The sequence below is a fragment of the Nevskia sp. genome, from assembly GCF_021732705.1.
Lineage (GTDB): Bacteria > Pseudomonadota > Gammaproteobacteria > Nevskiales > Nevskiaceae > Nevskia.
Window position 1 is genome coordinate 63,220 of sequence record NZ_JAKFUM010000007.1, and the last position, 21,655, is coordinate 84,874.

A 21,655-nucleotide genomic window follows, 5' to 3' on the forward strand; every position below is an offset into this window, starting at 1 on the left:
GAAACCCGATCGTTTTATTTGTTCAGGCGTCTTGTGCCGCCGCGAGCACCTGGGCTGCGGCACAAATCGCCAGGAATTCCGGCGCTTTCAGCGATGCGCCACCGATCAAGCCACCGTCCACATCCTCGCAGGAGAACAGGGACGCCGCGTTGTCGGCCTTGACGCTACCGCCGTACAGCAGGCGAACTGAATTTGAGATTTTAACATCGTTCTTCGCGATGACGCCACGGATAAATGCGTGCGCGGCCTGCGCCTGCTCGACGCTGGCCGTGCGCCCGGTGCCGATCGCCCAGACCGGCTCGTAAGCGATCACGGCATTGATGAACGAGCGCACGCCGGCTGCGGCAATCACGGCATCGAGCTGACGCGCCAGCACGGCCTCGGTCTGTTCGGATTCGCGTTCGGCGAGCGTCTCACCGATGCACAGCACCGGAATCAGGCCGCCCGCCTGCGCCTGCAGATACTTGCGCGCGACGCAGGCGTCGTCCTCGCCGTACAGCGTGCGGCGTTCGGAATGGCCGACCAGCACGTAGCCGCAGCCGACATCGCGCAGCATCGAAGCATCGATCTCACCCGTGAACGCGCCCTGCTGCGGCTGATCGCTGAGGTTCTGTCCACCCAGCGCGATCGGAGACGCACTCAGATGTCGGCGTGCGGAATCCAGATAGACCGACGGCGGACAGACCAGCACGTCGATCGCCGGACATTCGGACACACCACGGACCAGTCCTTCCAGCAGCGCCGCATTCGACGCCGCCGAACCATTCATCTTCCAGTTGCCCGCCACCAGATAACCGCGTGCCATGCCCACTCCCCTGTTCCAGTCTCGATTATTCGTTCACATCGCCATGCCAGCTGCGCTGGCGCGTACCGCATCGGCCAAGGATTCCGCGGCCTGCTGCGCCATGAGCGCCTGATCGGCCTCGACCATCACGCGGATCACGGGCTCGGTGCCGGACGCCCGGAGCAGCACGCGACCGCGACCGCTCAGCGCCGCTTCGATGTCGCCCAGCGCCAGTTTCAGTCTCGGCTGATCGAGCACCGGCTTCGCTTTGCCGGTCACCGGCACATTGAGCAGGACCTGCGGCAGCTTGGTCATTCCCGCGACGAGGCCCGACAGGCTCTGTCCACTCGCCTGCATCGCTTCAAGAATCTGCAGCGCGGTAATGATGCCATCGCCGGTCCGGGCACGGTCGAGGCAGATCGTGTGCCCGGAGGTCTCGCCGCCGACAATGCCGCCGGTCGCACGCAACATCTCCAGCACATGTCGGTCTCCGACGGCCGCCCGACGAAAATCGATGCCGCCGTCAGTCAAAGCCTTTTCGAGGCCGAAGTTGCTCATCACCGTGCCGACGACCGGGCCGCGAAGCAGGCCGGCGCGATGCCGGTTCTGTGCGATGACGTAGAGGATTTCGTCGCCATCGACGGTCTGCCCGCTGGCGCAGACCATCAGACAGCGATCACCGTCGCCATCCAGCGCGATGCCGAGATCGGCGCCGTGTTCGGCCACAGCCCGGGTCAGCGCCTGCAGATGGGTCGAGCCGCAGCCTTCATTGATGTTCAGGCCATTCGGGTTGATGCCGATCGGCACGACCTGCGCACCGAGTTCGGCAAACACCGCCGGGGCGACCTTGTACGACGCGCCGTTCGCGCAATCGACGACGAGCTTGAGGCCCCGCAGCGAATCGCCGGCGAACGCCCCTTTGCAGAATTCGATGTACCGACCCTGGGCATCATCGATACGGCGCGCGCGCCCCATCAGTTCCGGCGGCACGCACACGAGATCGCGTTCCAGAAACGATTCGATCTCGGCTTCCAGCGCATCGCTGAGCTTGTCGCCCTCGGCCGAAAAGAACTTCACGCCGTTGTCGAAATGCGGGTTGTGCGAGGCCGAAATCACGACACCGGCCTGCGCCCGCAAGGCGCGGGTCAGATAGGCCACAGCCGGTGTCGGCAACGGTCCGAGCAGATAGGTTTCAACGCCGGCTGCCGCGAAGCCCGCTTCCAGCGCGGATTCGAACAGATAGCCGGACCGCCGCGTGTCCTTTCCCACCAAGACCCGCGCACCAGCCGTCCTCGCGAGCACGCTGCCGGCCGCCCAGCCGAGCTTCAATGCGAACTCCGGCGTCATCGGTGCCTGCCCGACCCGGCCGCGAATGCCGTCGGTTCCAAAATATTGTCGACTCATCGCGACATTATGACGTTGCCGGCCGACCCTGCGCCGAAGTCAGGATCGCCGATGCCACGCGGACGGCATCGACCGTCGCCGCAACGTCGTGTGTCCGGATGATGTTTGCGCCGTGCAGCACAGCGACCGTCGCGGCTGCCACGCCTGCCGCCAGGCGTTCGTCGACTGCGCGACCGGTCAGTTGTCCGAGCATGCCTTTGCGCGACATGCCGACCAGCAGTGGTCGACCCATCGTGCGGAAATCGGCGAGTCGCGCCAGCAGCGCGAGATTGTGTTCCAGCGTCTTGCCGAAGCCGAATCCGGGGTCGATCAGCAGGCGATCCACCGGGATGCCGGCATCGACGCAGTCCCGCAGCCGTTGCGCAAGAAACCGCCGAACATCGGCAACGACATCGCCATAAGCCGGTGCCTGCTGCATCGTTCGCGGCGTGCCCTGCATATGCATGAGACAGACGGCCGCTCCGCCGGAGGCGGCAGCCTCCAGTGCGCCATCGGCGCGCAAGGCATTGACATCATTGATCATTGCCGCACCAGCCCGGCACGCCGCGCGCATCACGGCTGGCTTCATCGTGTCGATCGAGATGACGCAGCCGGTCTCGCCGACGAGCCGCTCGATCACCGGAATCACGCGGGCCAGTTCTTCGGCTTCATCGACTGGGTCCGCGCCGGGCCGAGTCGACTCGCCGCCGACATCGATGATGGTGGCGCCGTCGTCGAGCATCCGGCGTGCTGCCGCCAGCGCGGCATCGAGGTCGACATGCCGGCCGCCGTCGGAAAACGAATCCGGCGTGACATTGAGAATCCCCATGACGCAGGGCGCCGACAGGTCGACGCGGTGCCCGGGCAGTTCAAGTTTCATCGTGCGGTCGCCCACGAAAAAGGCCGGCTTGCGCCGGCCTCGTTTCGCATCACACCGATCAGTTCTGGCTGGCCGGCTTCTGCGTGGCCGGCGGCGGGGCGATGGTCGGGCCGCTGGGCTTGTTGTTGACCGGCGGCACGCGCGTGCCATCGGTCCACGAGCCCGGAGCACCCGGGTCCTTGCCCTGCATGATGCGCTGGATCTGGTCGAGATCGATCGTCTCGTACTTCATCAGCGCATCGGACATCGCATGCAGCTTGTCCATGTGATCTTCGAGGATCTTCTTGGCGCGAGCGTAGTTCATGTCAATGATCTGGCGGATTTCGCGGTCGATCGCGTTCGCCGTGTCATCCGACATGTTCTTGTGCTGCGTCACGCTGCGGCCGAGGAACACTTCGCCCTCGTTCTCGCTGTAAGCGAGCGGACCCAGCTTCTCGGACAGCCCCCATTTGGTGACCATGTTGCGGGCGATTTCGGTCGCACGCTCGATGTCGTTCGAGGCACCGGTCGTGACCTTGTCCGGCCCAAGCGTCAGTTCTTCGGCAATTCGGCCGCCGAACATCACCGCAATCAGGCTGTTCAGGTTTTCCTTCGAACGCGAGTGACGATCCTCTTCCGGCAGGAACATCGTCACGCCGAGGGCACGGCCGCGCGGGATGATCGTGACCTTGTAGATCGGGTCATGATCCGGCACGCACAGGCCGACGATGGCATGGCCCGCCTCGTGGTACGCGGTGTTGCGCTTCTCGTCCTCGCTCATGACCATCGAGCGGCGTTCCGAGCCCATGATGATCTTGTCGCGGGCGCGGTCGAAATCTTCCTGGCTGACCAGACGCTTGTTGCCGCGGGCAGCGAACAGCGCCGCCTCGTTGACCAGATTCGCGAGATCGGCACCGGAGAAGCCCGGCGTTGCACGCGCGATCACTTCCGGCTTGACGTCATCGGCCAGCGGCAGCGCCCGCATGTGGACCTTCGCGATCTGCTCGCGGCCGCGGACATCCGGCAGCGGCACGACCACCTGACGATCGAAGCGGCCCGGGCGCAGCAGCGCCGGGTCGAGCACGTCTGGACGGTTGGTCGCCGCGATGATGATGACGCCTTCGTTGCCCTCGAAGCCGTCCATTTCAACCAGCAACTGGTTCAGCGTCTGCTCGCGCTCGTCATGACCGCCACCGAGACCGGCACCGCGATGACGGCCGACGGCATCGATTTCGTCGATGAAGATGATGCACGGCGCATGCTTCTTCGCCTGCTCGAACATGTCGCGGACGCGGCTGGCGCCGACGCCGACGAACATCTCGACGAAGTCCGAACCGGAAATGGTGAAGAACGGCACGCCCGCCTCGCCGGCGATGGCCTTTGCGAGGAGCGTCTTGCCGGTACCCGGCGAGCCGCACATCAGCACGCCGCGCGGAATCTTGCCGCCGAGCTTCTGGAACTTGCCTGGATCCTTCAAGAAATCAACGAGTTCGGAAACTTCCGCCTTCGCTTCCTCGACACCGGCGACATCATTGAACGTGATCTTCACCTGATCGGCATTGAGCATGCGGGCGCGCGACTTGCCGAAGCTCATCGCTCCGCGGCCGCCACCGCCACCGGACTGCATTTGGCGCATGAAGTAGATCCAGACGCCGATCAACAGCAGGATCGGACCGAAGCTGAACAGTATCTGCATGACCAGCGGTGTTTCCTTCGGCAGCGCGCCGTCGAATTTCACCTTGTTGTCGATCAGGTCCTTGATCAGGCCGCTGTTAATCGTTTCCGGGCTCGTCGACGTGAACGGCTGGCCGCTCTTCAGCTTGCCGCGAATGTTCTGGCCTTCGATCTCGGCCGTATCGACCTGACCGCCCTTGACCTGCTCGAGGAACTCGGAATACGCGAGTTTGGGTGGAGCACCGTTGCGCGAGGAAAAACTCTGGAACGCCAGAACCAGCACGACCAGGATGACCAACCAGAGCATCAGATTCTTGGCGAGATCGTTCAACGGATTTTCCTCAATGGGTGTATCGCGTTACCACATTTGACACTACACGACGCGGTGATTGCGCGCCAGCACGTAGACCTCCGGGCTGCGCGCCCGCGAAGCCTTGGGCTTGCGGATCTGCACGGTCCGGAACTGCTTCCTGACGTCTTTCAGATACACCTCCGATCCGGGCCCCTGGAACAGCTTCACCAGAAACGCACCGCCGGGCTTCAGACGCTGGACCGCGAAATCGAGTGCCAGTTCACACAGGTAGATCGACGACGCCTGATCTGCAATGTCGATGCCGGAGATGTTGGGGGCCATGTCCGACAACACAAGGTCCGCAGACCCCGCCGGAACCGCGGTTTCGATCTGCTGCAAGACCGATTCCTCGCGGAAGTCGCCGCAGATGAATTCGACGCCATTGATCGGCGGCATCGGCAGGATGTCGAGCGCCACGACCCGTCCGGTTTTACCAACCTGCGGCCGCGCGTACTGGCTCCAGCCGCCGGGCGCCGCGCCCAGATCGACAACCGTCATGCCGGTCTTCAGCAGCTTGTCGCGTTCGTGGATTTCCTTGAGCTTGTAGACCGCGCGCGAGCGATAACCTTCCTTGCGTGCGAGCTGCACATACGGGTCGGCTTCGTGCTCGGCGAGCCATTGGGTGCTGCTCTTGCTGCGCGGCTTGCTCAAGCCCGTCTCAGAGGTAGCTGACTTTCACGACTTCGAGTTCCCGCACGCCGCGCGGGGTCTGGACCTGCGCGACATCGCCTTCGGACTTGCCGATCAGCGCGCGCGCGATCGGCGAGTTCACCGAAATCAGGCCTTTCTTGATGTCGGCCTCGTCCTCGCCGACGATCTGGTAGCGCAATTCCTCGCCGGAATCGGCATCGACCAGCTCGACGGTGGTGCTGAACATGATCTTGCCGGTCTTCGGCAAGGTGGCCGGATCGACGATCTGCGCGTTCGACAATTTCGCTTCCAGCTCGCCGATGCGGCCTTCATTGAAGCCGTGCTGCTCCCGGGCCGCGTGGTACTCGGCGTTTTCCTTCAGATCGCCATGCGCACGCGCCTCTTCGACCGACGCGATGATCTTCGGACGCAGTTCGCTCTTGCGGTGGCGCAGTTCCTCGCGCAGCGCCTCGGCGCCGCGCAGGGTCATCGGGGTCTTGGTGCTCATGCGGCGATCTGCTGGTGGAGGTCCTGGAGACGGTTGACGTCGACGTTGTCGAGGTGGTCCATGGCGATCGCGGCGGCATAGGCGCCGGCAATCGTCGTGAAGTAGCACAGCTTCTGGGTGATGGCGGCGGCGCGGATCGAGTGCGATTCCTCGACCGACTTCTTGCCTTCCGTGGTGTTGGCGATGAAATGGATCTCGCCGTTCTTGATCATGTCGACGCAGTGCGGGCGGCCTTCCTTGACCTTGTTGACGCGCTCGCAGGCGAGCCCGGCCGCGACGATCGCGTTCGCCGTGCCTTCGGTCGCGACGACCTTGAAGCCTTTGGCGACCAGCAGGCGTGCCAGATCGACAGCCTTCGTCTTGTCGGCCTCGCGCACCGAGACGAACGCGGTGCCGGTCGACGGCAGCGTCATGCCGGCGGCGAGCAGCGCCTTGTTGAACGCTTCGCCGAAATGACGGCCGGCGCCCATGACTTCACCGGTGGAGCGCATTTCCGGACCGAGCAGCGGGTCGACACCCGGAAACTTCGCGAACGGAAACACCGACTCCTTGACCGAGAAGTACGGCGGCACAATTTCCTTGACGATGCCCTGACTCGGCAGCGACTGCCCGGCCATGCAGCGCGCGGCGATCTTCGCCAGCGGCCGGCCGATCGCCTTCGACACGAACGGGCTGGTGCGCGAGGCGCGCGGATTCACTTCCAGCAGATAGACCGTCTCGCCCTGCAGCGCGAACTGCGCGTTCATCAGACCGACGACGTTCAGCGCCCGCGCCAGCTTGAAGATCTGGGTGCGGATGTCGTCCTGCACCTTCTGGCTCAGGCTGTACGCAGGCAGCGAACAGGCCGAATCGCCCGAATGCACGCCCGCCTGCTCGATGTGCTCCATGATGCCGCCGATGACGACATTGCCGTCGGCATCGGCCAGCGCATCGACATCGACCTCGATCGCATTCTCGAGAAAGCGGTCGAGCAACACCGGCGAATCGTTCGAGACCTTGACCGCTTCGGTCATGTAGCGCTGCAGGTCGGCATCGTCGTGGACGATTTCCATCGCGCGGCCGCCCAGCACGTAGCTCGGGCGCACCACCAGCGGATAGCCCACCTTCTGCGCCACCGCGAGCGCGGCCTTCAGCGAGGTCGCGACCCCGTTCGGCGGCTGCTTCAGGCTCAACTCGTCGACCAGCTGCTGGAAGCGCTCGCGGTCTTCGGCCAGGTCGATCGAATCCGGCGAGGTGCCGATGATCGGCGCGCCAGCCGCCTCGAGCGCGCGCGCCAGCTTCAGCGGCGTCTGGCCACCGAACTGCACGATCACGCCCACCGGCTTTTCGAGCTCGATGATCTCCATCACGTCTTCGAACGTCAGCGGCTCGAAATACAGGCGATCCGAGGTGTCGTAGTCGGTCGACACGGTCTCCGGATTGCAGTTGACCATGATCGTTTCGTAGCCGTCCTCACGCAGCGCCATCGCGGCGTGCACGCAGCAGTAGTCGAACTCGATGCCCTGCCCGATGCGGTTCGGGCCGCCGCCGAGCACGATGATCTTCTTGCGATCGCTGACCTTGGCTTCGCATTCCTCGTCGTAGGAGGAATACAGGTAGGCCGTCGACGACGGGAATTCGGCAGCGCAGGTATCCACTCGCTTGTAAACCGGGCGGATGCCCAGCTTCAGGCGACGCGCACGCACCGACGCCGCCTTCACGCCCAGCAGCGTGGCGATGCGGCGATCGGAGAAGCCGAGGCGCTTGTAGCGGCGCAGCGCGTCGCGGGTGATCTTGCTGACTTTCTCGGCGGCGATTTCGCCTTCGGTCCGAATCAGTTCCTCGATCTGCTCGAGGAACCACGGATCGATCTTCGAGTAGCGGAACACTTCGCCGATGCTCATGCCGGCGCGGAAGGCATCGCCGACGTACCAGATGCGGCCGGCGCGCGGCGTGGCCAGTTCCTCGCGGATCTTCGTAAGATTGGCTTCCGAGAAGCTCCCGTGTTCGGGGACGACGACCGGGTCAAAACCGTCGGAACCGACTTCCAGACCACGCAGGGCCTTCTGCAGCGATTCCTGGAAGTTGCGGCCGATCGCCATCACTTCGCCGACCGACTTCATCTGCGTGGTCAGGCGCGAGTCGGCGGTCGGGAACTTCTCGAACGTGAAGCGCGGAATCTTGGTGACGACGTAGTCGATGCTCGGCTCGAAGCTCGCCGGGGTGACGCCACCGGTGATCTCGTTGCGCAGCTCATCCAGCGTGTAGCCGACCGCCAGCTTGGCGGCGATCTTGGCGATCGGAAAGCCGGTCGCCTTCGACGCCAGCGCCGACGAGCGCGACACGCGCGGATTCATCTCGATGACGATCATCCGGCCGTCGTCCGGGTTGATCGCGAACTGCACATTGGAGCCGCCGGTATCGACGCCGATCTTGCGCAGCACCGCGATGCTCGCGTTGCGCATGATCTGGTATTCCTTGTCGGTCAAGGTCTGGGCCGGGGCGACGGTGATCGAGTCGCCGGTGTGTACGCCCATCGGATCGAGGTTCTCGATCGAGCAGACGATGATGCAGTTGTCGAGGCGATCGCGGACGACCTCCATCTCGTACTCTTTCCAGCCGAGCAGCGATTCCTCGATCAGCACTTCGGTGGTCGGCGACAGGTCGAGACCGCGGGTGACGATCTCCTCGAACTCCTCGACGTTGTAGGCGATGCCGCCGCCGGAGCCGCCGAGGGTGAAGCTCGGGCGGATGATCACCGGGTAGCCGATCGTCGCCTGAATCGTGCGCGCCTCGTCCATCGAGTGGGCAACACCGGAACGGGCCGAGCCGAGGCCGATCTCGGTCATCGCATCGCGGAATTTCTGGCGGTCCTCGGCCAGATCGATCGCGTGCGCGTTGGCGCCGATCAGCTCGCAGTTGAACTTGTCGAGCACGCCTTCCCGCGCCAGATCGAGCGCGCAGTTCAGCGCAGTCTGGCCGCCCATCGTCGGCAGCACGGCATCCGGGCGCTCCTTCTCGATGATCCGCGCGACGGTCTGCCAGCGGATCGGCTCGATGTAGGTGGCGTCGGCCATTTCCGGGTCGGTCATGATCGTCGCCGGGTTCGAGTTGACCAGCACGACGCGATAGCCCTCGGCGCGCAGCGCCTTGCAGGCCTGGGCGCCGGAGTAGTCGAACTCGCAGGCCTGACCGATGACGATCGGACCGGCACCGATGATCAGGATGCTCTTGAGATCGGTGCGCTTAGCCACGGGCGCTCTCCTTCGAGGCATCGATCAGCGTGACGAAGCGATCGAACAGATAACTGACGTCATGAGGCCCGGGACTCGCCTCCGGGTGACCCTGGAAGCTGAACGCCGGCGCGTCGGTCAGACGGATGCCCTGATTCGAGCCGTCGAACAGCGAGCGATGGGTGACCACGGCGTTGGCTGGCAAGGTTCCTTCATCGACGGCAAAGCCGTGGTTCTGGCTGGTGATCAGCACGCGGCGGGTGTCGAGGTCCTGCACCGGGTGATTGGCGCCGTGATGACCGAACTTCATCTTGAGGGTTTTCGCTCCGGCCGCGAGGCCAAGGATCTGGTGACCGAGGCAGATGCCGAACGTCGGCAGCTTCCTCGCCAGGAATTCGCGGGCCGCGGCGATCGCGTAATCGCAGGGCTCCGGATCGCCGGGACCATTGCTCAGCATCACGCCATCCGGCTTGAGCTTGAGCACGTCGGCCGCCGTCGACTTCGCCGGTACCACGGTGACCCGGCACGCCCGATCGACCAGCATGCGCAGGATGTTGCGCTTGACGCCGAAGTCGTAGACCACGACATGGCGCGCGCCGCCGGTGATGTCAGGCTCGGCATTGGTCTTCAGCTCCCAGCTGCCGCGCGTCCACGCATACGGTGCGGCGGTGGTGACGACCTTCGCGAGGTCCATGCCCTTCAAGCCCGGCCAGGCCTGCGCCTGCTTCAGCGCGGCCTTTTCATCGATGGTCTGGCCGGCCACGATGGTGCCGTTCTGCGCGCCCTTGTCGCGCAGGATGCGGGTCAGGCGGCGGGTGTCGATGCCGGCGATCGCGACGACGCGCTGTTCGCGCAGGTAGTCGCTGAACGACTGCTTCGAGCGGAAGTTCGACGGCGGACGCGGCACTTCGCGCAGGATCAGACCGGCGAGCTGGGTCTTCTCCGATTCGTTGTCTTCAGGATTGACGCCGACGTTGCCGATGTGCGGATAGGTCAACGTGACGATTTGTTCGCGGTACGAGGCATCCGTGAGGATTTCCTGGTACCCGGTCATGGCAGTGTTGAAAACCACTTCGCCGACCGTGGAGCCCTCGATGCCGATGGAGACGCCGTGGAAGGTACTGCCGTCGGCGAGCGTGAGGAGGGCCGGAGTCGTTTGGAGCATGAGGCGGCTGAGGTCCTTGATTTATCTAAAGGTTTCTCCTGTCGCGCACACGCGAAGGGGGGCCGGACTTTTGATGGTTGGCCCCCCTCGCAGGATTAAGACGCCATTTTACGGGCCGGGGGCGATTGCGTCCATCCAGACGCGCCCGAAATCGGTGCAGCGGCGCCGCGCGCTGGGCGCACTCAGAAGCCGAGTTCCGCCTGTCCGCCGGCGGCCGGAACGCGGAACAGGTCGCAGCGCGGCGTGAATCGTGGCCGGTCCAAGCCGAGCCTGCGGCAGGCCAGACGGTAGCGTTGGGCAATCAGATCGGCGAAGGCGCCCTCGCCTTTCATCCGCGTGCCGAAGCCCGAATCGTAATCCTTGCCGCCGCGGCTCTGATTGATCAGGCTCATGACGTGTGCGGCCTTCAGTGGCGCATGCGTTTGAAGCCAGTCCCGGAACAGGTCCTTCACCTCGTGCGGCAGCCGCAGCAGCACGTAGCTGGCGGAGGTTGCACCGGCATCGCGGCCGGCTTCGAGCACGCGCTCGAGTTCGGCATCGTTCACGAACGGAATCACCGGCGAGAACATCACCCGCACCGGCACGCCGATGTCGGCCAGCTTGCGCATCACGCGCAGCCGCGCGTCCGGCGACGCCGCCCGCGGTTCGAGCGTCCGCTTCAGAGCCGGCTCGAGGGTCGTCAGCGTGATGCCGACCGTCACCAGCTGATCGCGCGCGAGATCGGCCAGCAGATCGAGGTCGCGCTCGATCAGCGTGCCCTTGGTGATGATGCCGACGGGATGCCGGAAGCGCGTCAGCACCTCGAGGATGCCGCGGGTCACCCGGTGCTGTTTCTCGATCGGCTGGTAGCAGTCGGTGTTGGCGCCGATCATCGTGAAGACCGGCCGGTAACTGCGCCGCCGAAGCTCGGCCTCCAGCACGTCGGCGGCGTTGGCCTTGACGAACAGCCGGGTCTCGAAATCGAGTCCGGCCGACAGGTTCAGATATATGCATGCCTGACCAGACATTATGCGACGGAGCTTGGAGGTTGCGTTTCGACCTAAGATCCGGTGAATGCTCATGCCTACCTGAGTCTTATGGCGATCTTCGTAATGCTGCCAAACGCGCCCGATCTGATTAGCGCAGGCTTTCCTTCGCTCGCACACGTCCCGTACCTGATTGGTGAAGACGCCTTTTATCCGGCGGAAGCAAACCGTTACCTACGGGCAAGAGCGATGTGTGAATGGGGGCTTCGTATAGGAACGGGTGGGCCGGCAATCGAATCACGGAAGAAGTTTCTAACCCCTCCGACATGCATGGCGATCGCGCGGCGTCTCGCCGCCTTCCTGAATTGGTGTCAATCGACCGGAAGAGATTGGAAAACTATTGACTACTCAACTGATGTGATGCAATGGCAGATTGGCCTTCAACTCGGCAACTCCTCCGCATCGGGCAAAGCATTGATACCAGCTACAGTCAACGCGCTCATTTCGGAATGTTGCTTTTTCCTAACATGGGCTTCAGAAATTCCTTCAGCTTCAGGCTCGAAGATAAGAAGCCCTATCTTGATCCCGGTGTACTCAGACCGGTCCGCAAGAACAAACAGGGGCCGCTCGAAAGGTTCACGAGCATCTGTCGACTCTATTGTGAGAGTTGGGTCAATTCGCCAACGGCCTAGCGAGTTACTGATCCCATCGCCGAAGGAGGTAGGTCCCTGGATACACGCAATGCGAATCCGCTATCCAGTAAAAAGTTTGATGGCAGAACTGATCATCGAAACAGGAATGCGAATATCGGAGGTAAATCAACTCCATCTAAACGATCTTCCTTCACGGGACCGATGGCCTAAAATATTAAGGGCCGGCTTTCTGCCAATGAAAATTCGGTACGGAATAAAGGGCTCAAAGATATCGCCAAACAGCATGGAATCAGTGAACCCCCGGGAGGTTCTCGTTCCGATTGAACTAGCTGATCGGATTGACCACTACCGATCAACGACGAGACCCATGCAACTTGCGCGCTGGGTAAGATCAGCAGCTACGAAGAGCGAGCGCTCACAACGTGAACGGAAAGAAAAGCCAACGCGTCTTTGGTTGTCTGAATATAGCCAACAGCCGTTTGCAAACCAGCAGTTTTATGCCGCTTGGACCAACACCGCAGGATGTCCTGATGGCTGGCATCCACATGTGGGTCGCGAGTATTTTGCCGTTGAAACAATTGTCAAATATGTTCGGGAGCATTATCAAGCCTATTCCTATAAGGGAACACCCGAACTGAGCTGGCTTCAAGGTGCGATGAGAGACCAAGTTCGCCTTCTACTTTCCCCACTACTTGGACATATAGACGACGACACAACGATGATCTATCTCCGAGCAGTGCATCTACGACTACTAGAAGAATTCGGGCACCCAGCTTTACGCTGGCAAAGCTTTTGTGATGACGGCGAGTTGCCTCCGTTTGATGAATAAATTTCATTCAAACGGTGTTATCGCCTGCTCATACCCCAACCAATCTCATCGAAGCTTCGATTTCAATGATCTTTGGAAAGGAGCACCAAACGAAGTTGCAAAAGGGCAAGCACGCTGGAAAGGTAAATTTAGCGGTCGCCCCGAGCTCGCCGAACAAATATGGCCTGTCCTAACCTCTTACCTAAATGGTAAATCACCCGGCATTTGCGAAAGTGCTAGGACTGCTTTGCGCAGTCTATTTCGATTTCTCGACGCCTACGAAGAACGAGGTTGGCCGTCAATAAAGAAGATCGACGATCTCCCACCCGCATTTTCCACACTCTGGTTGCGTCCACCAACGCAGGCTTGGCCTGTACCAGATGGCCAGGCATACAGAATGGCGGGGCGAATCTTGAGATCTACATGGCAAAACAATGTCGGCCAGTCTCGAATATGGCTCTGGGAGCCGTTTCCAAAAGCCGACATAACGTCAACAAAAGATCTACCGTCTGAGCAGGAGATTAAGACGGCCATGCACAGCTTGAAGATCGAGGCCCGCAACATATTTGATCGCTGGGAAGATGCCGATCGCCTTGCAGCAATAGGTCGAAACCTCCTTCAAGCATCAAGAAACGGGCGCGGCAAGCTAATTCGAGGCATCGCACCGACAACGCTGGCAGATGCACACGCCACTTACCGTGCCATTATTAATGAAACGCGGTCTCCGCTTCCCAATATCGGCAACCTTCGTAGAGCGCTTGGATTCAAAACAGACGCAAAAAACAATTATCCTCGTTGGTGGCCGCGGTATCCAGCCGGTCATCGAAACGCCGGTAAGAATATTTCACTCAACGAGCTTCAGGATGGGCTGTATCCCAATGCGAATGATATCGCATGCTTAGCAGTTCTTTACATGGCACGGACTGGATGGAACGAAGCGACAGTCGCATCGCTTGACGTAAGCGGCGCTCACTGGGCAACACCACACGGGGAGACCGCAAGCTCGAAGCTGTGGATGATTACGGCATGGAAAGAAAGATCAAGGGAATTTCAATGGACCGTAAGTTTGGAGAAAACAACGACTGGCCCGTTTCAAATAGTTAAAAGACTTCGAGATCGAACTGCAGTACTTCGTGAACTCGTCAAAAGCGACCCTTCGCGATCATTACAACCCAAGATTGCGGAACGATCACCTTGGATTGCCGCCGACAGCACCGGCAAAGGGAGCGTAATAACTCTGGGAGGCCGAGTTTGCGTGTGGTGGCAACAACATGTGCATGCGCATAACCTCCAAGCAGCCGAACATCGGAAAATACCTGAATCAATGACCGCAAGCGATTGGAGAGATATTTATGCTTCATACGTTTTCGCGGATTCTAGGTATAGCTGGGTAATCGTCCAATGGGCACTTGGCCATAAGCATATATCATCGACGCGACACTACCTTCGTAATCGCCTCTGGCGTCACGCCAGCGAACGCAAGCTCAATAGGCTAGTAACGGTCCTCATTGATGGCATCGAAATAAACGAACGGGTAGACGCGGTAATCTTGCGTGCGAAAGTAGAGTTTGATTTTGATCCATCCGAATCTGATCTATGCCGTCTAGCCGCTCATCGACGAGTCATCGCGGAAAGCGAAATTACTTACTCGGGCCATATTTGCAGCGACTTGACGCATCCTCCCGCCGAAATTGACCCAGGCAATCCTCGCGATGGCTCGATGAACTGCCGTTCGGGAGAACGATGTGCCGGTTGCCCATCAGGGCGAGCTGTCGACGGAAGCGCGTTAGCGCGCAGGGCCGCGGAACTTACTTGGCTTCAACGACAAACGACCGGCCTTGTTTGGGCTGAATCCCACTACGCAGCAGATCTCGAAGTTCTTAACGCAAGCTTGAAGCAATGGGATGTTAGTCAGGTGAATAAGTGGATGGAATACTGGCGCGCAGAGATCGCTTCGGGTAGGCACAAAGTCATACGTTTCGGAGCAAAGCAGTGAGCGCAATGCAAAGGGTTAATGCTATTCATCCAGACCTTTTGCACCGGCGTGATCACTGTTTGGCAACGAACTTTGATCTATTTGCTATTCAACATGCAAGTCCACGGGAACTTCTGTCAACTCAGACTATGCTTGGCTATGGCGACCGTTGGGGAGTATGGGAAGTCCCGCTGACTTGGTTGCCACCGACATTCAGGACTCCTGCAGGCCATACCGTTTCTATTGACACTTCAACCGATCTTGGTTGTCGAATGTGGACTGAGGTACTTCGATTCATGTTGCTTTGCTCTCTCGTTTGCGGCCGAAAAGGCAGACCTGACAAAGCAACTACGGTTATATACAACGGAAAATCTGCTCTGAGATTGCTTCCGTTACTTTCCACAAACTTAACTGCGCAGAGCAGTTCTTGGTGGGGCTATTTAACCGATTGCCAAATTATCTCCGTCCTGGGCCGAAAAGGGACCGACATTGCTACTCGACTGCGCGGCCTACATCACCGTGGCTTTCTCTCGGAATCACCGAGGAAGCGGACATTTGATGAAAATTCAATAGAACGTAATCGATTCGGCGAGTCCGCTCCAGAAAACATGGTAAATGATCCAGACGAGTATCAGCCTCTGCCTGACGAGTTCGTGGCACAGTGCGGGCGACGGGTACTTTGGTTTATTACTAATATTGGTCCGACGCTTTTGGATTGCGTCGACGCATGCCTACGTGTGAAGGCACCACCAGATCGTTTTTATCACTCTGACCGAGGCGGAAGAACTGCAAGGAATACAGAGCAGCTTGTCATTAAAGCACGAGGACAGTTGATATCTGAATGGGTATGGATTGACTTCCAAGGTACACCAATTCAGGAATTGACTTTTGATTTGGTAATGAAGAGGACTATATCGAGGAATGTTTTTACAAAGTTTTCTTGGCCGCCCCGCTCTTGGATGGAGGTAATAAGGCTCTGCAAAATTCTTCAAGCATGCCATGCGTGGATTCTTCTTCTTGCAAGCGGACCACGTGTGTCAACACTATTGAGTTACACGAGTAGTTCGTATACTGAATCGTTTGGCGTTGCAAGAGTTGAAGCTCATCTATACAAAACGCAACAAGCTATATCGGGTCGGCTTCGTGATTGGCCAGCACCACCACGTGTCGCGCAAGCGCTCAAACAACAGATCCGTCTTGCAGCACTGGCGAGAACAATGTCGGACCCTAACAGCGTGCAAGACGACGATAGACAAATATGGCTGATGCTTAGAAGCAGCCGTTTGAGTCGATTAGGTGATCCGCTTGCAGGGCTTAATAAAGATCTGGACGGGTTAGTTCATACGTTTAAACTTGCCCACCTTCTCGACGGTCGCAGACTTCACTCGCACAGATTCAGAAAAACTCTTGCGCGAATTATTGCTTTGGCGCTCACGGATGCACAGTTGATATTGATGGATTGTTTTGGTCACGATGACCCTCAAATGACCCTCGGATACATGACGGCGGACAAAGCAATCATTGGCGATGCTCTTAGAATGCAGAGAGAACTGGTAGTTCTTATGGCACGTGATGCCATCCTTAGTCCAGATGAGCTTGGTGGCCCTGTTGCCAGTAAGGTACGTGAGGCCAAAGCCTCTTTTCTTCGGGTACGCCGGAAGTCTTGTCTTGATCCTAACGACGCTTTTGAGCTCGCAGAATCATTGACTGCTGATGGCCGCACGTGGGCCATCGTAATGCCGGGCGTCATTTGTACATTGCCGATGGGTATTACTGGTCCATGCGGACTACGGCAAGGGGGACGAGATCCCGGACACTGTCAATCAGGTTGCGGGCATCAACTTTTGCTTGCCCGACATAAGACGGAATGCCACGACACGGTTGAATTTATCGTTGAGCAACTTCAACGCGCAGTTGATATTGACTCAATCACGGTTACGATGTGGCAAGGACAACTTCGAAATTGGCTATATCGATGGGATGAGGTCTATCAGGCCTGGGCCGATCATCCCATGGTTATCCGGTTTGGAGATCCCGCAGTATTAATCGGGGGAGCAACTAAATGAGCGAAAAGCGTGATCCTCTCAAAGATTATGCTAAATCTCGAACCAAAACTGTCCTAGCGCGGATTCATACAGCGAAATCGGTGATCGAGCTAGACATCGAGCAGAATGAAGGGGTCTATCCGTACAACGGCGGACGCTTATCGGCAGCTGAACTTTGCCGGCGGGCGGGTGTGCATGAGGTAACTCTTCATGGTCCTACTCACAAAAGCACGACCCTTAGATCTGTGCACACATGGTTGAAAGAAGTCAGTCTCCGCCTTATTACAGGGAAGCGTGTGGTTCGTCAAAGAGTAACCGAGCGTGCTGATTATTGGCATCAGCGGTTCAAAGCGAGCTCGGACTGGGTCCACCGTTATCATATTGAGCAAGCGAAGCAAATAGAGCTATTGACCACCGCACATGCTCGTATCAAAGAGCTTGAGACCGAGGTCCTTTTACTCAAGAAGCAGTTTGTCGGTGGCAAAGTTGTACCAATCAACCGGGTTAAGTAATTGGTCGCTAATTTTCATGCTTTGTATCCCAGGCTCCGCAGAAGAACGACTGTCGCTCTATCGATTTTGTCCCAAGATTTTCGATAAATGACGAACTCGCATCGCCTCCGTAACCAACTGGTTGGAGCGAACGTCCCACAGTTCTTTCGACAGCCATAGTGCTAGGTTTCGATCTTCAATGTCTACGCCGAAGATTCGATCAATCATTGCCGGCCATACCACCGAGGAAACACGCGCCATTCCCAGTTTCAACGATCCAACCTCGGCGATGACAGCGATCTCATTGGTACGCAGCAGGCCGTACATAGACCATACGATTTCGGGATATTCCTTATCTTTAAAGTCCGATCCGTAGTCACTGGCCGCCTCGTCAATGAGTGCGGTGCGGACTCGCACTGCGATTTCTTCCGGAGACTCATTGCTCACGGCCGAATCGCTGCATCTGGTCCAAGGTAGCCTTTACGCCGACGGTAGTGCTCTGCATGGGTGTCGAGAAATGCCTTCATCGTCTCGCGGTACTGCAGCACCTCGGCTGGAAGCACAAGTGACAGCTCTTGAGCGATCGCTACCGCATATTTGAGCTGCTTTTCGGTAGGCGGCAGCAACTCTCCTTCGAGCAAAGCGGTCACCAAATCGACGATGCGCCTCGACAAATCAACCCGCCCCCGTTCGGCTGCTGCTTGTGGCTCAGCCTTGCCGATGATCTGAAGCAGGCGTTCTTCGATGTGCCCATCGAAGCGGAGAGCCAAGCAAATTTCAGAATCGTCATATGTCAATCGAAAGCACACGCGCTACCCTCAGTCTTGTCGAAAGTTCACGAAGCACGCACCCGCCGTGCTCCTCTCGCAATTCGGACTGTCCGCTGTGCGTCGAGAAACTGAGCTTCCCGCCCTCAAACTTACCGCCGAGGGACAAAGCAGGCCCAGGTATCCCCATAGCGTCGCAGACTATAGTCCGTAGATCAATAGTCGTCGGCGAGTCACTGTCGGCGGATGCCGGCCAAGTCAGAGAAACGCAACCCTGTTGCCATCGCGTTCGGTGATGTGCTTCGAGCCGCCCGGGCGCGGGTTGGCGTTTCACAGGAAGCCCTGGGCCTTGCTTGTGGTATGGATCGCACCTATGTGTCCCTGCTTGAGCGCGGGGAACGCCAGCCCACCCTGAGTACTCTTTTTGCCCTGTCACAGCAGCTAGGTGTGGCGGCTGAGGTGTTGGTCGCCCGTACTGGCGAGGCGCTGTCGAAATAGGGCTAGGAGGGTCGTGGCGGGGACTGGCAACTCAGAACGCCCATCTCAAGTCGCCGCCGTTACGGTGCGACAGCGCGGTCACGCGATACCAACTTGCTCGTCAACCTCATCACGGACATGGCATCCGGCGGGATCGAGCCGCCCAAAACCGACGATGGCAAAGGTCATGCGCCATGGCCTACACCGCAAGGGTAGCTACAAAAGTTGCAGTGCAACGGATGAGCCCCGAGAAGGGGCAGAATTCGCCGCCGGAGCAGTGCTGTTTGCAACACCACAGGCTCAGGACAGTTTCGCGGCACCTTGACGCTGCCGAAGGCTCTCTGACCATGCGGCCAGCATTTCAATCTCGGCAGAAAGTGCTTCCGGTCTCGGCAAAGGACGATTTAACGTGGCGGCGGCGCTATGCAACAGTTCGGAGCACCGACCATATGCATCGCGCATTCCCTCGCAGTCGGGAACAGTAATCGCGGTCAGCTTTACCAAGCCAGGGGTCTTCACCTCGTTGGAAAGGCGCCGAATGACATGACCTACGGCTTCTTCGACTGCGATCTCCCACGTATCGCGTAATGATGTTGCGATGGTTTTGACAGACTTTCGCCACTCGTCGTGATTGCCTTGGTCAAAGTGGTAGCGTTCACCGGCAAGCTGGTTGCTCAGGCTTGCGGTTATGTCATTGACCCGACGCGCTTTAAATGGCGGCTCGGTGCGGCAAAAGCCCGCCTTGTCAGCCCCCCGACTGATAGAACTAATCGCGACCAGCGGCTTGGGCTGAGCATCGTCTGCCGCACGATTCAGATCGTATAAGAATGCGAGGTCGTGAGTGAACACGATGACCTGGCGATGAGCGGCTTCGGCAACCAATCGCTTTGCCACTGCTTCCCTATGCATGTGGTCGAGCGATGAAACGGGATCGTCAAAGACGATGCCTGACTTGTTTTCGGTGGTGGTGAGTTCAGCCATGAAGGCTGCCAAGGCGACGCATCGATGTTCACCTTCGCTCAAGACCTGTCCTACCGCAGCGTTAGGCTTTCGTGTGAGGGCAACCTTAAATCTGGGAATGCCCTGCACGCTATTTTGCTGGCGAAGCTCCACGGCAAGGCCAGCAATTTCGAAGCTCGCCGCCTCACGAGCGAACTGTGTACGAAGAGCGTCCGTCACCAAAGCCTGAGCGATCTCGGTGCTCTTGGTGGTAACGCGGTTGGTAGCAGTGTCCCGTAGCGCGGCCTCAAGCCGGGCGATTCGTCTATGGCGTTCGATTTCGGCAAGAACGTCGGCTTTCATGCCACAAAGCCAATTCCGATCCGTAAGCTCGGACTTTTCGGCAAGCAAGGCGGCACGAGCTGGAGAACCAGCCTCCGCAGCTAGGGCAGCCGCCCGAGTCTCAATGCCCGCTGCTTGTTCGACAAGCGCATTTCGCGGATATCCCCCAACAGCGGCGCCAAGAACGGCACCTAGCTTTGCGTGGCACCGTCTGATCTTGCGATGACGCCACAGTGCACATAGGGTCGCCCTCCGAATCTCCATCGCTAAAGCGTCCTGACGCAGTTCATCGCGGACGGTCGCCACGATGCTCGCAAGCTCGACCAACGAAATCGCCCCACCCTCGAAAGTTGCCAACCTCGCGTCGTAAGCGACGCGCGCAGCCTCGGCACGTTGCTGACTATCGTTGCGCACGAAAGCCTCAAAGCGATTGAGACGATCAGCGGCGACGGGCGTCAAATGCTGCTGGCAAAGCACGCATACGCTGCCGGGGGCTGTTACGGGGAAGTGCAGTTCTGGATAGGCATCCGCATCAGAAAATGCTCGGGCGCTGTCCCATAGCGCCTGCCAAACCTCCGAGCCTATCTGCGGCAATGGTTCGTCGCGGAAAAGTGCATCGGAGGCGGCGCTTGCAGCTCGGCGCGCGGAATCGCTATCCACGGCAAGACGGTGCAGGTCATTAGCGGCTGCGTCACCAATTGACGCGAACAGCCGGTCCAAACTCGCAACGTATCCATCAACTTTGCCTTTCAACGCCGAAAGCTGGCGCGCGGCACGAGCCGGATCACCTGCCAAATCCGCCGTCAGCTGAACCAATCGGTCTTGCTCTGATTGCGTGAGCGTGGTCAATACTTCTAATGTCGCAGGAGCAGTACCGGCTGTAAGCCGAGACAGAAGCCTACCGACCGCTGTATCCCTGCCGCATGCCGGTGTACTTATTGCTTCGGGAGTTTGGTCCTTTATCTGCTCGATCTCGGCTGCCAGCTTGTCCCTGACCGATCTACAAAGCTGCGCCAGCCCGCCAAGCAGCTTGAGCGGTGCCGGTGTGTAAGCCACATCATTCGTTTCGTCTACGTGGACGTTCGCGGTGCGGGCATCGAACACGCTGATGCCTGAAAGCGCAGTATCAGCAGGCTGTCCGAGCTGCCAAGCGCAAGTACGGTTCTGACCGTTGACCGAGTATTCGATCGTTGCGCTCGGGGTGCCAGGCGAAACGTCATATATGTCGGCTGCAATTTCCTCAGTTCGTCCGGACATGCGCGCGCGGCACACCTTTTTGAGAATCCGCGCGTAGCCAGATTTTCCCGATCCGTTGTCCCCGTAGATGATCGTTAATCCAAGCCGGTGAAGCGTAAGCCGTTGGTCGGGAGCAAGGGCGTTGACGTTTCTCACCCCATGCACCTGACGTAGGTTAACTACACCCTGATCTCGGTGCTGGCCGCGAAGGTGCGCCGCTTGTAGTGGAACCGCCTGGCGGTCACCCTTGCAAATGAAAGCTAGTTCGTCGGTCTCGCCCGGCTGCAGAGTTGCTTGCGTTGCCAGTCGGCGCAACGCGTCTCGCTGCCAGCCGGGGCCGTCAGCAGACCAAACGAGGATGTTCGCGAGCGCCTCGGCTTCCGTAGTCAT

Annotated in this window: 17 protein-coding genes; 5 read left to right on the forward strand and 12 right to left on the reverse strand. The window is 59.4% G+C overall.

All coding sequences use genetic code 11. The features are described from left to right. Positions 1-22: 22 nt before the first annotated feature. From tpiA to QZ951_RS07500, 9 genes are all read right to left on the reverse strand, one after another. Positions 23-805: a triose-phosphate isomerase gene (gene tpiA / locus QZ951_RS07460; protein WP_292999909.1), complete on the reverse strand. Its 783-nt coding sequence runs from the start codon at positions 803-805 to the stop codon at positions 23-25. Positions 806-838: 33 nt separating this feature from the next. After that, positions 839-2,188, reverse strand: a complete 1,350-nt coding sequence (gene glmM, locus QZ951_RS07465; RefSeq protein ID WP_292999910.1) for a phosphoglucosamine mutase — start codon at positions 2,186-2,188, stop codon at positions 839-841. 7 nt (positions 2,189-2,195) lie between these two features. Further along, positions 2,196-3,047, reverse strand: coding sequence for a dihydropteroate synthase (folP, locus tag QZ951_RS07470; RefSeq protein WP_292999911.1), 852 nt, complete (start codon positions 3,045-3,047; stop codon positions 2,196-2,198). A 58-nt stretch (positions 3,048-3,105) separates the two neighbouring features. Further along, positions 3,106-5,031: an ATP-dependent zinc metalloprotease FtsH gene (ftsH, locus tag QZ951_RS07475; RefSeq protein WP_292999912.1), complete on the reverse strand. Its 1,926-nt coding sequence runs from the start codon at positions 5,029-5,031 to the stop codon at positions 3,106-3,108. A 42-nt stretch (positions 5,032-5,073) separates the two neighbouring features. Further along, positions 5,074-5,703 carry a 23S rRNA (uridine(2552)-2'-O)-methyltransferase RlmE gene (gene rlmE / locus QZ951_RS07480; RefSeq protein WP_292999913.1) on the reverse strand — a complete coding sequence of 210 codons (630 nt, stop codon included), beginning with the start codon at positions 5,701-5,703 and terminating at the stop codon, positions 5,074-5,076. Positions 5,704-5,710: 7 nt separating this feature from the next. After that, a complete protein-coding gene (gene greA / locus QZ951_RS07485) occupies positions 5,711-6,190 on the reverse strand; it encodes a transcription elongation factor GreA (protein ID WP_292999914.1) in 480 nt (159 codons plus the stop codon). Then, a complete protein-coding gene (gene carB / locus QZ951_RS07490; protein WP_292999915.1) occupies positions 6,187-9,423 on the reverse strand; it encodes a carbamoyl-phosphate synthase large subunit in 3,237 nt (1,078 codons plus the stop codon). The genes greA and carB overlap by 4 nt, the downstream gene beginning before the upstream one ends. Continuing rightward, on the reverse strand, positions 9,416-10,567 hold the full coding sequence (gene carA, locus QZ951_RS07495; RefSeq protein ID WP_292999916.1) for a glutamine-hydrolyzing carbamoyl-phosphate synthase small subunit: 1,152 nt from the start codon (positions 10,565-10,567) through the stop codon (positions 9,416-9,418). Before carA ends, carB begins: the two co-directional genes overlap by 8 nt. 182 nt (positions 10,568-10,749) lie before the next feature. Then, on the reverse strand, positions 10,750-11,574 hold the full coding sequence (locus QZ951_RS07500) for a radical SAM protein (protein WP_292999917.1): 825 nt from the start codon (positions 11,572-11,574) through the stop codon (positions 10,750-10,752). 978 nt (positions 11,575-12,552) lie between these two features. On the opposite strand from QZ951_RS07500, the gene QZ951_RS07505 reads away from it, so the two are divergent. From QZ951_RS07505 to QZ951_RS07520, 4 genes are read left to right on the forward strand one after another with little or no spacing between them, the layout of a single operon-like run. Continuing rightward, positions 12,553-13,014: a hypothetical protein gene (locus QZ951_RS07505; RefSeq protein WP_292999918.1), complete on the forward strand. Its 462-nt coding sequence runs from the start codon at positions 12,553-12,555 to the stop codon at positions 13,012-13,014. Further along, a complete protein-coding gene (locus QZ951_RS07510) occupies positions 13,007-14,989 on the forward strand; it encodes a hypothetical protein (protein ID WP_292999919.1) in 1,983 nt (660 codons plus the stop codon). Before QZ951_RS07505 ends, QZ951_RS07510 begins: the two co-directional genes overlap by 8 nt. Then, positions 14,986-17,034 (forward strand): hypothetical protein, encoded by a 2,049-nt coding sequence (locus QZ951_RS07515; RefSeq protein ID WP_292999920.1) that lies wholly within the window; start codon positions 14,986-14,988, stop codon positions 17,032-17,034. The genes QZ951_RS07510 and QZ951_RS07515 overlap by 4 nt, the downstream gene beginning before the upstream one ends. Continuing rightward, on the forward strand, positions 17,031-17,525 hold the full coding sequence (locus QZ951_RS07520; protein WP_292999921.1) for a hypothetical protein: 495 nt from the start codon (positions 17,031-17,033) through the stop codon (positions 17,523-17,525). Before QZ951_RS07515 ends, QZ951_RS07520 begins: the two co-directional genes overlap by 4 nt. A 57-nt stretch (positions 17,526-17,582) precedes the next feature. On the opposite strand, the gene QZ951_RS07525 is transcribed toward QZ951_RS07520, so the two are convergent. Next, positions 17,583-17,951: a hypothetical protein gene (locus QZ951_RS07525; RefSeq protein ID WP_292999922.1), complete on the reverse strand. Its 369-nt coding sequence runs from the start codon at positions 17,949-17,951 to the stop codon at positions 17,583-17,585. Next, positions 17,948-18,274 (reverse strand): hypothetical protein, encoded by a 327-nt coding sequence (locus QZ951_RS07530; RefSeq protein WP_292999923.1) that lies wholly within the window; start codon positions 18,272-18,274, stop codon positions 17,948-17,950. The genes QZ951_RS07525 and QZ951_RS07530 overlap by 4 nt, the downstream gene beginning before the upstream one ends. Before the next feature lie 243 nt (positions 18,275-18,517). Between QZ951_RS07530 and QZ951_RS20380 the strand changes: the two genes are divergently transcribed. Continuing rightward, a complete protein-coding gene (locus tag QZ951_RS20380) occupies positions 18,518-18,769 on the forward strand; it encodes a helix-turn-helix transcriptional regulator (RefSeq protein WP_366943835.1) in 252 nt (83 codons plus the stop codon). Between the two features lie 279 nt (positions 18,770-19,048). On the opposite strand, the gene QZ951_RS07535 is transcribed toward QZ951_RS20380, so the two are convergent. Continuing rightward, positions 19,049-21,655, reverse strand: coding sequence for an AAA family ATPase (locus tag QZ951_RS07535; protein WP_366943836.1), 2,607 nt, complete (start codon positions 21,653-21,655; stop codon positions 19,049-19,051).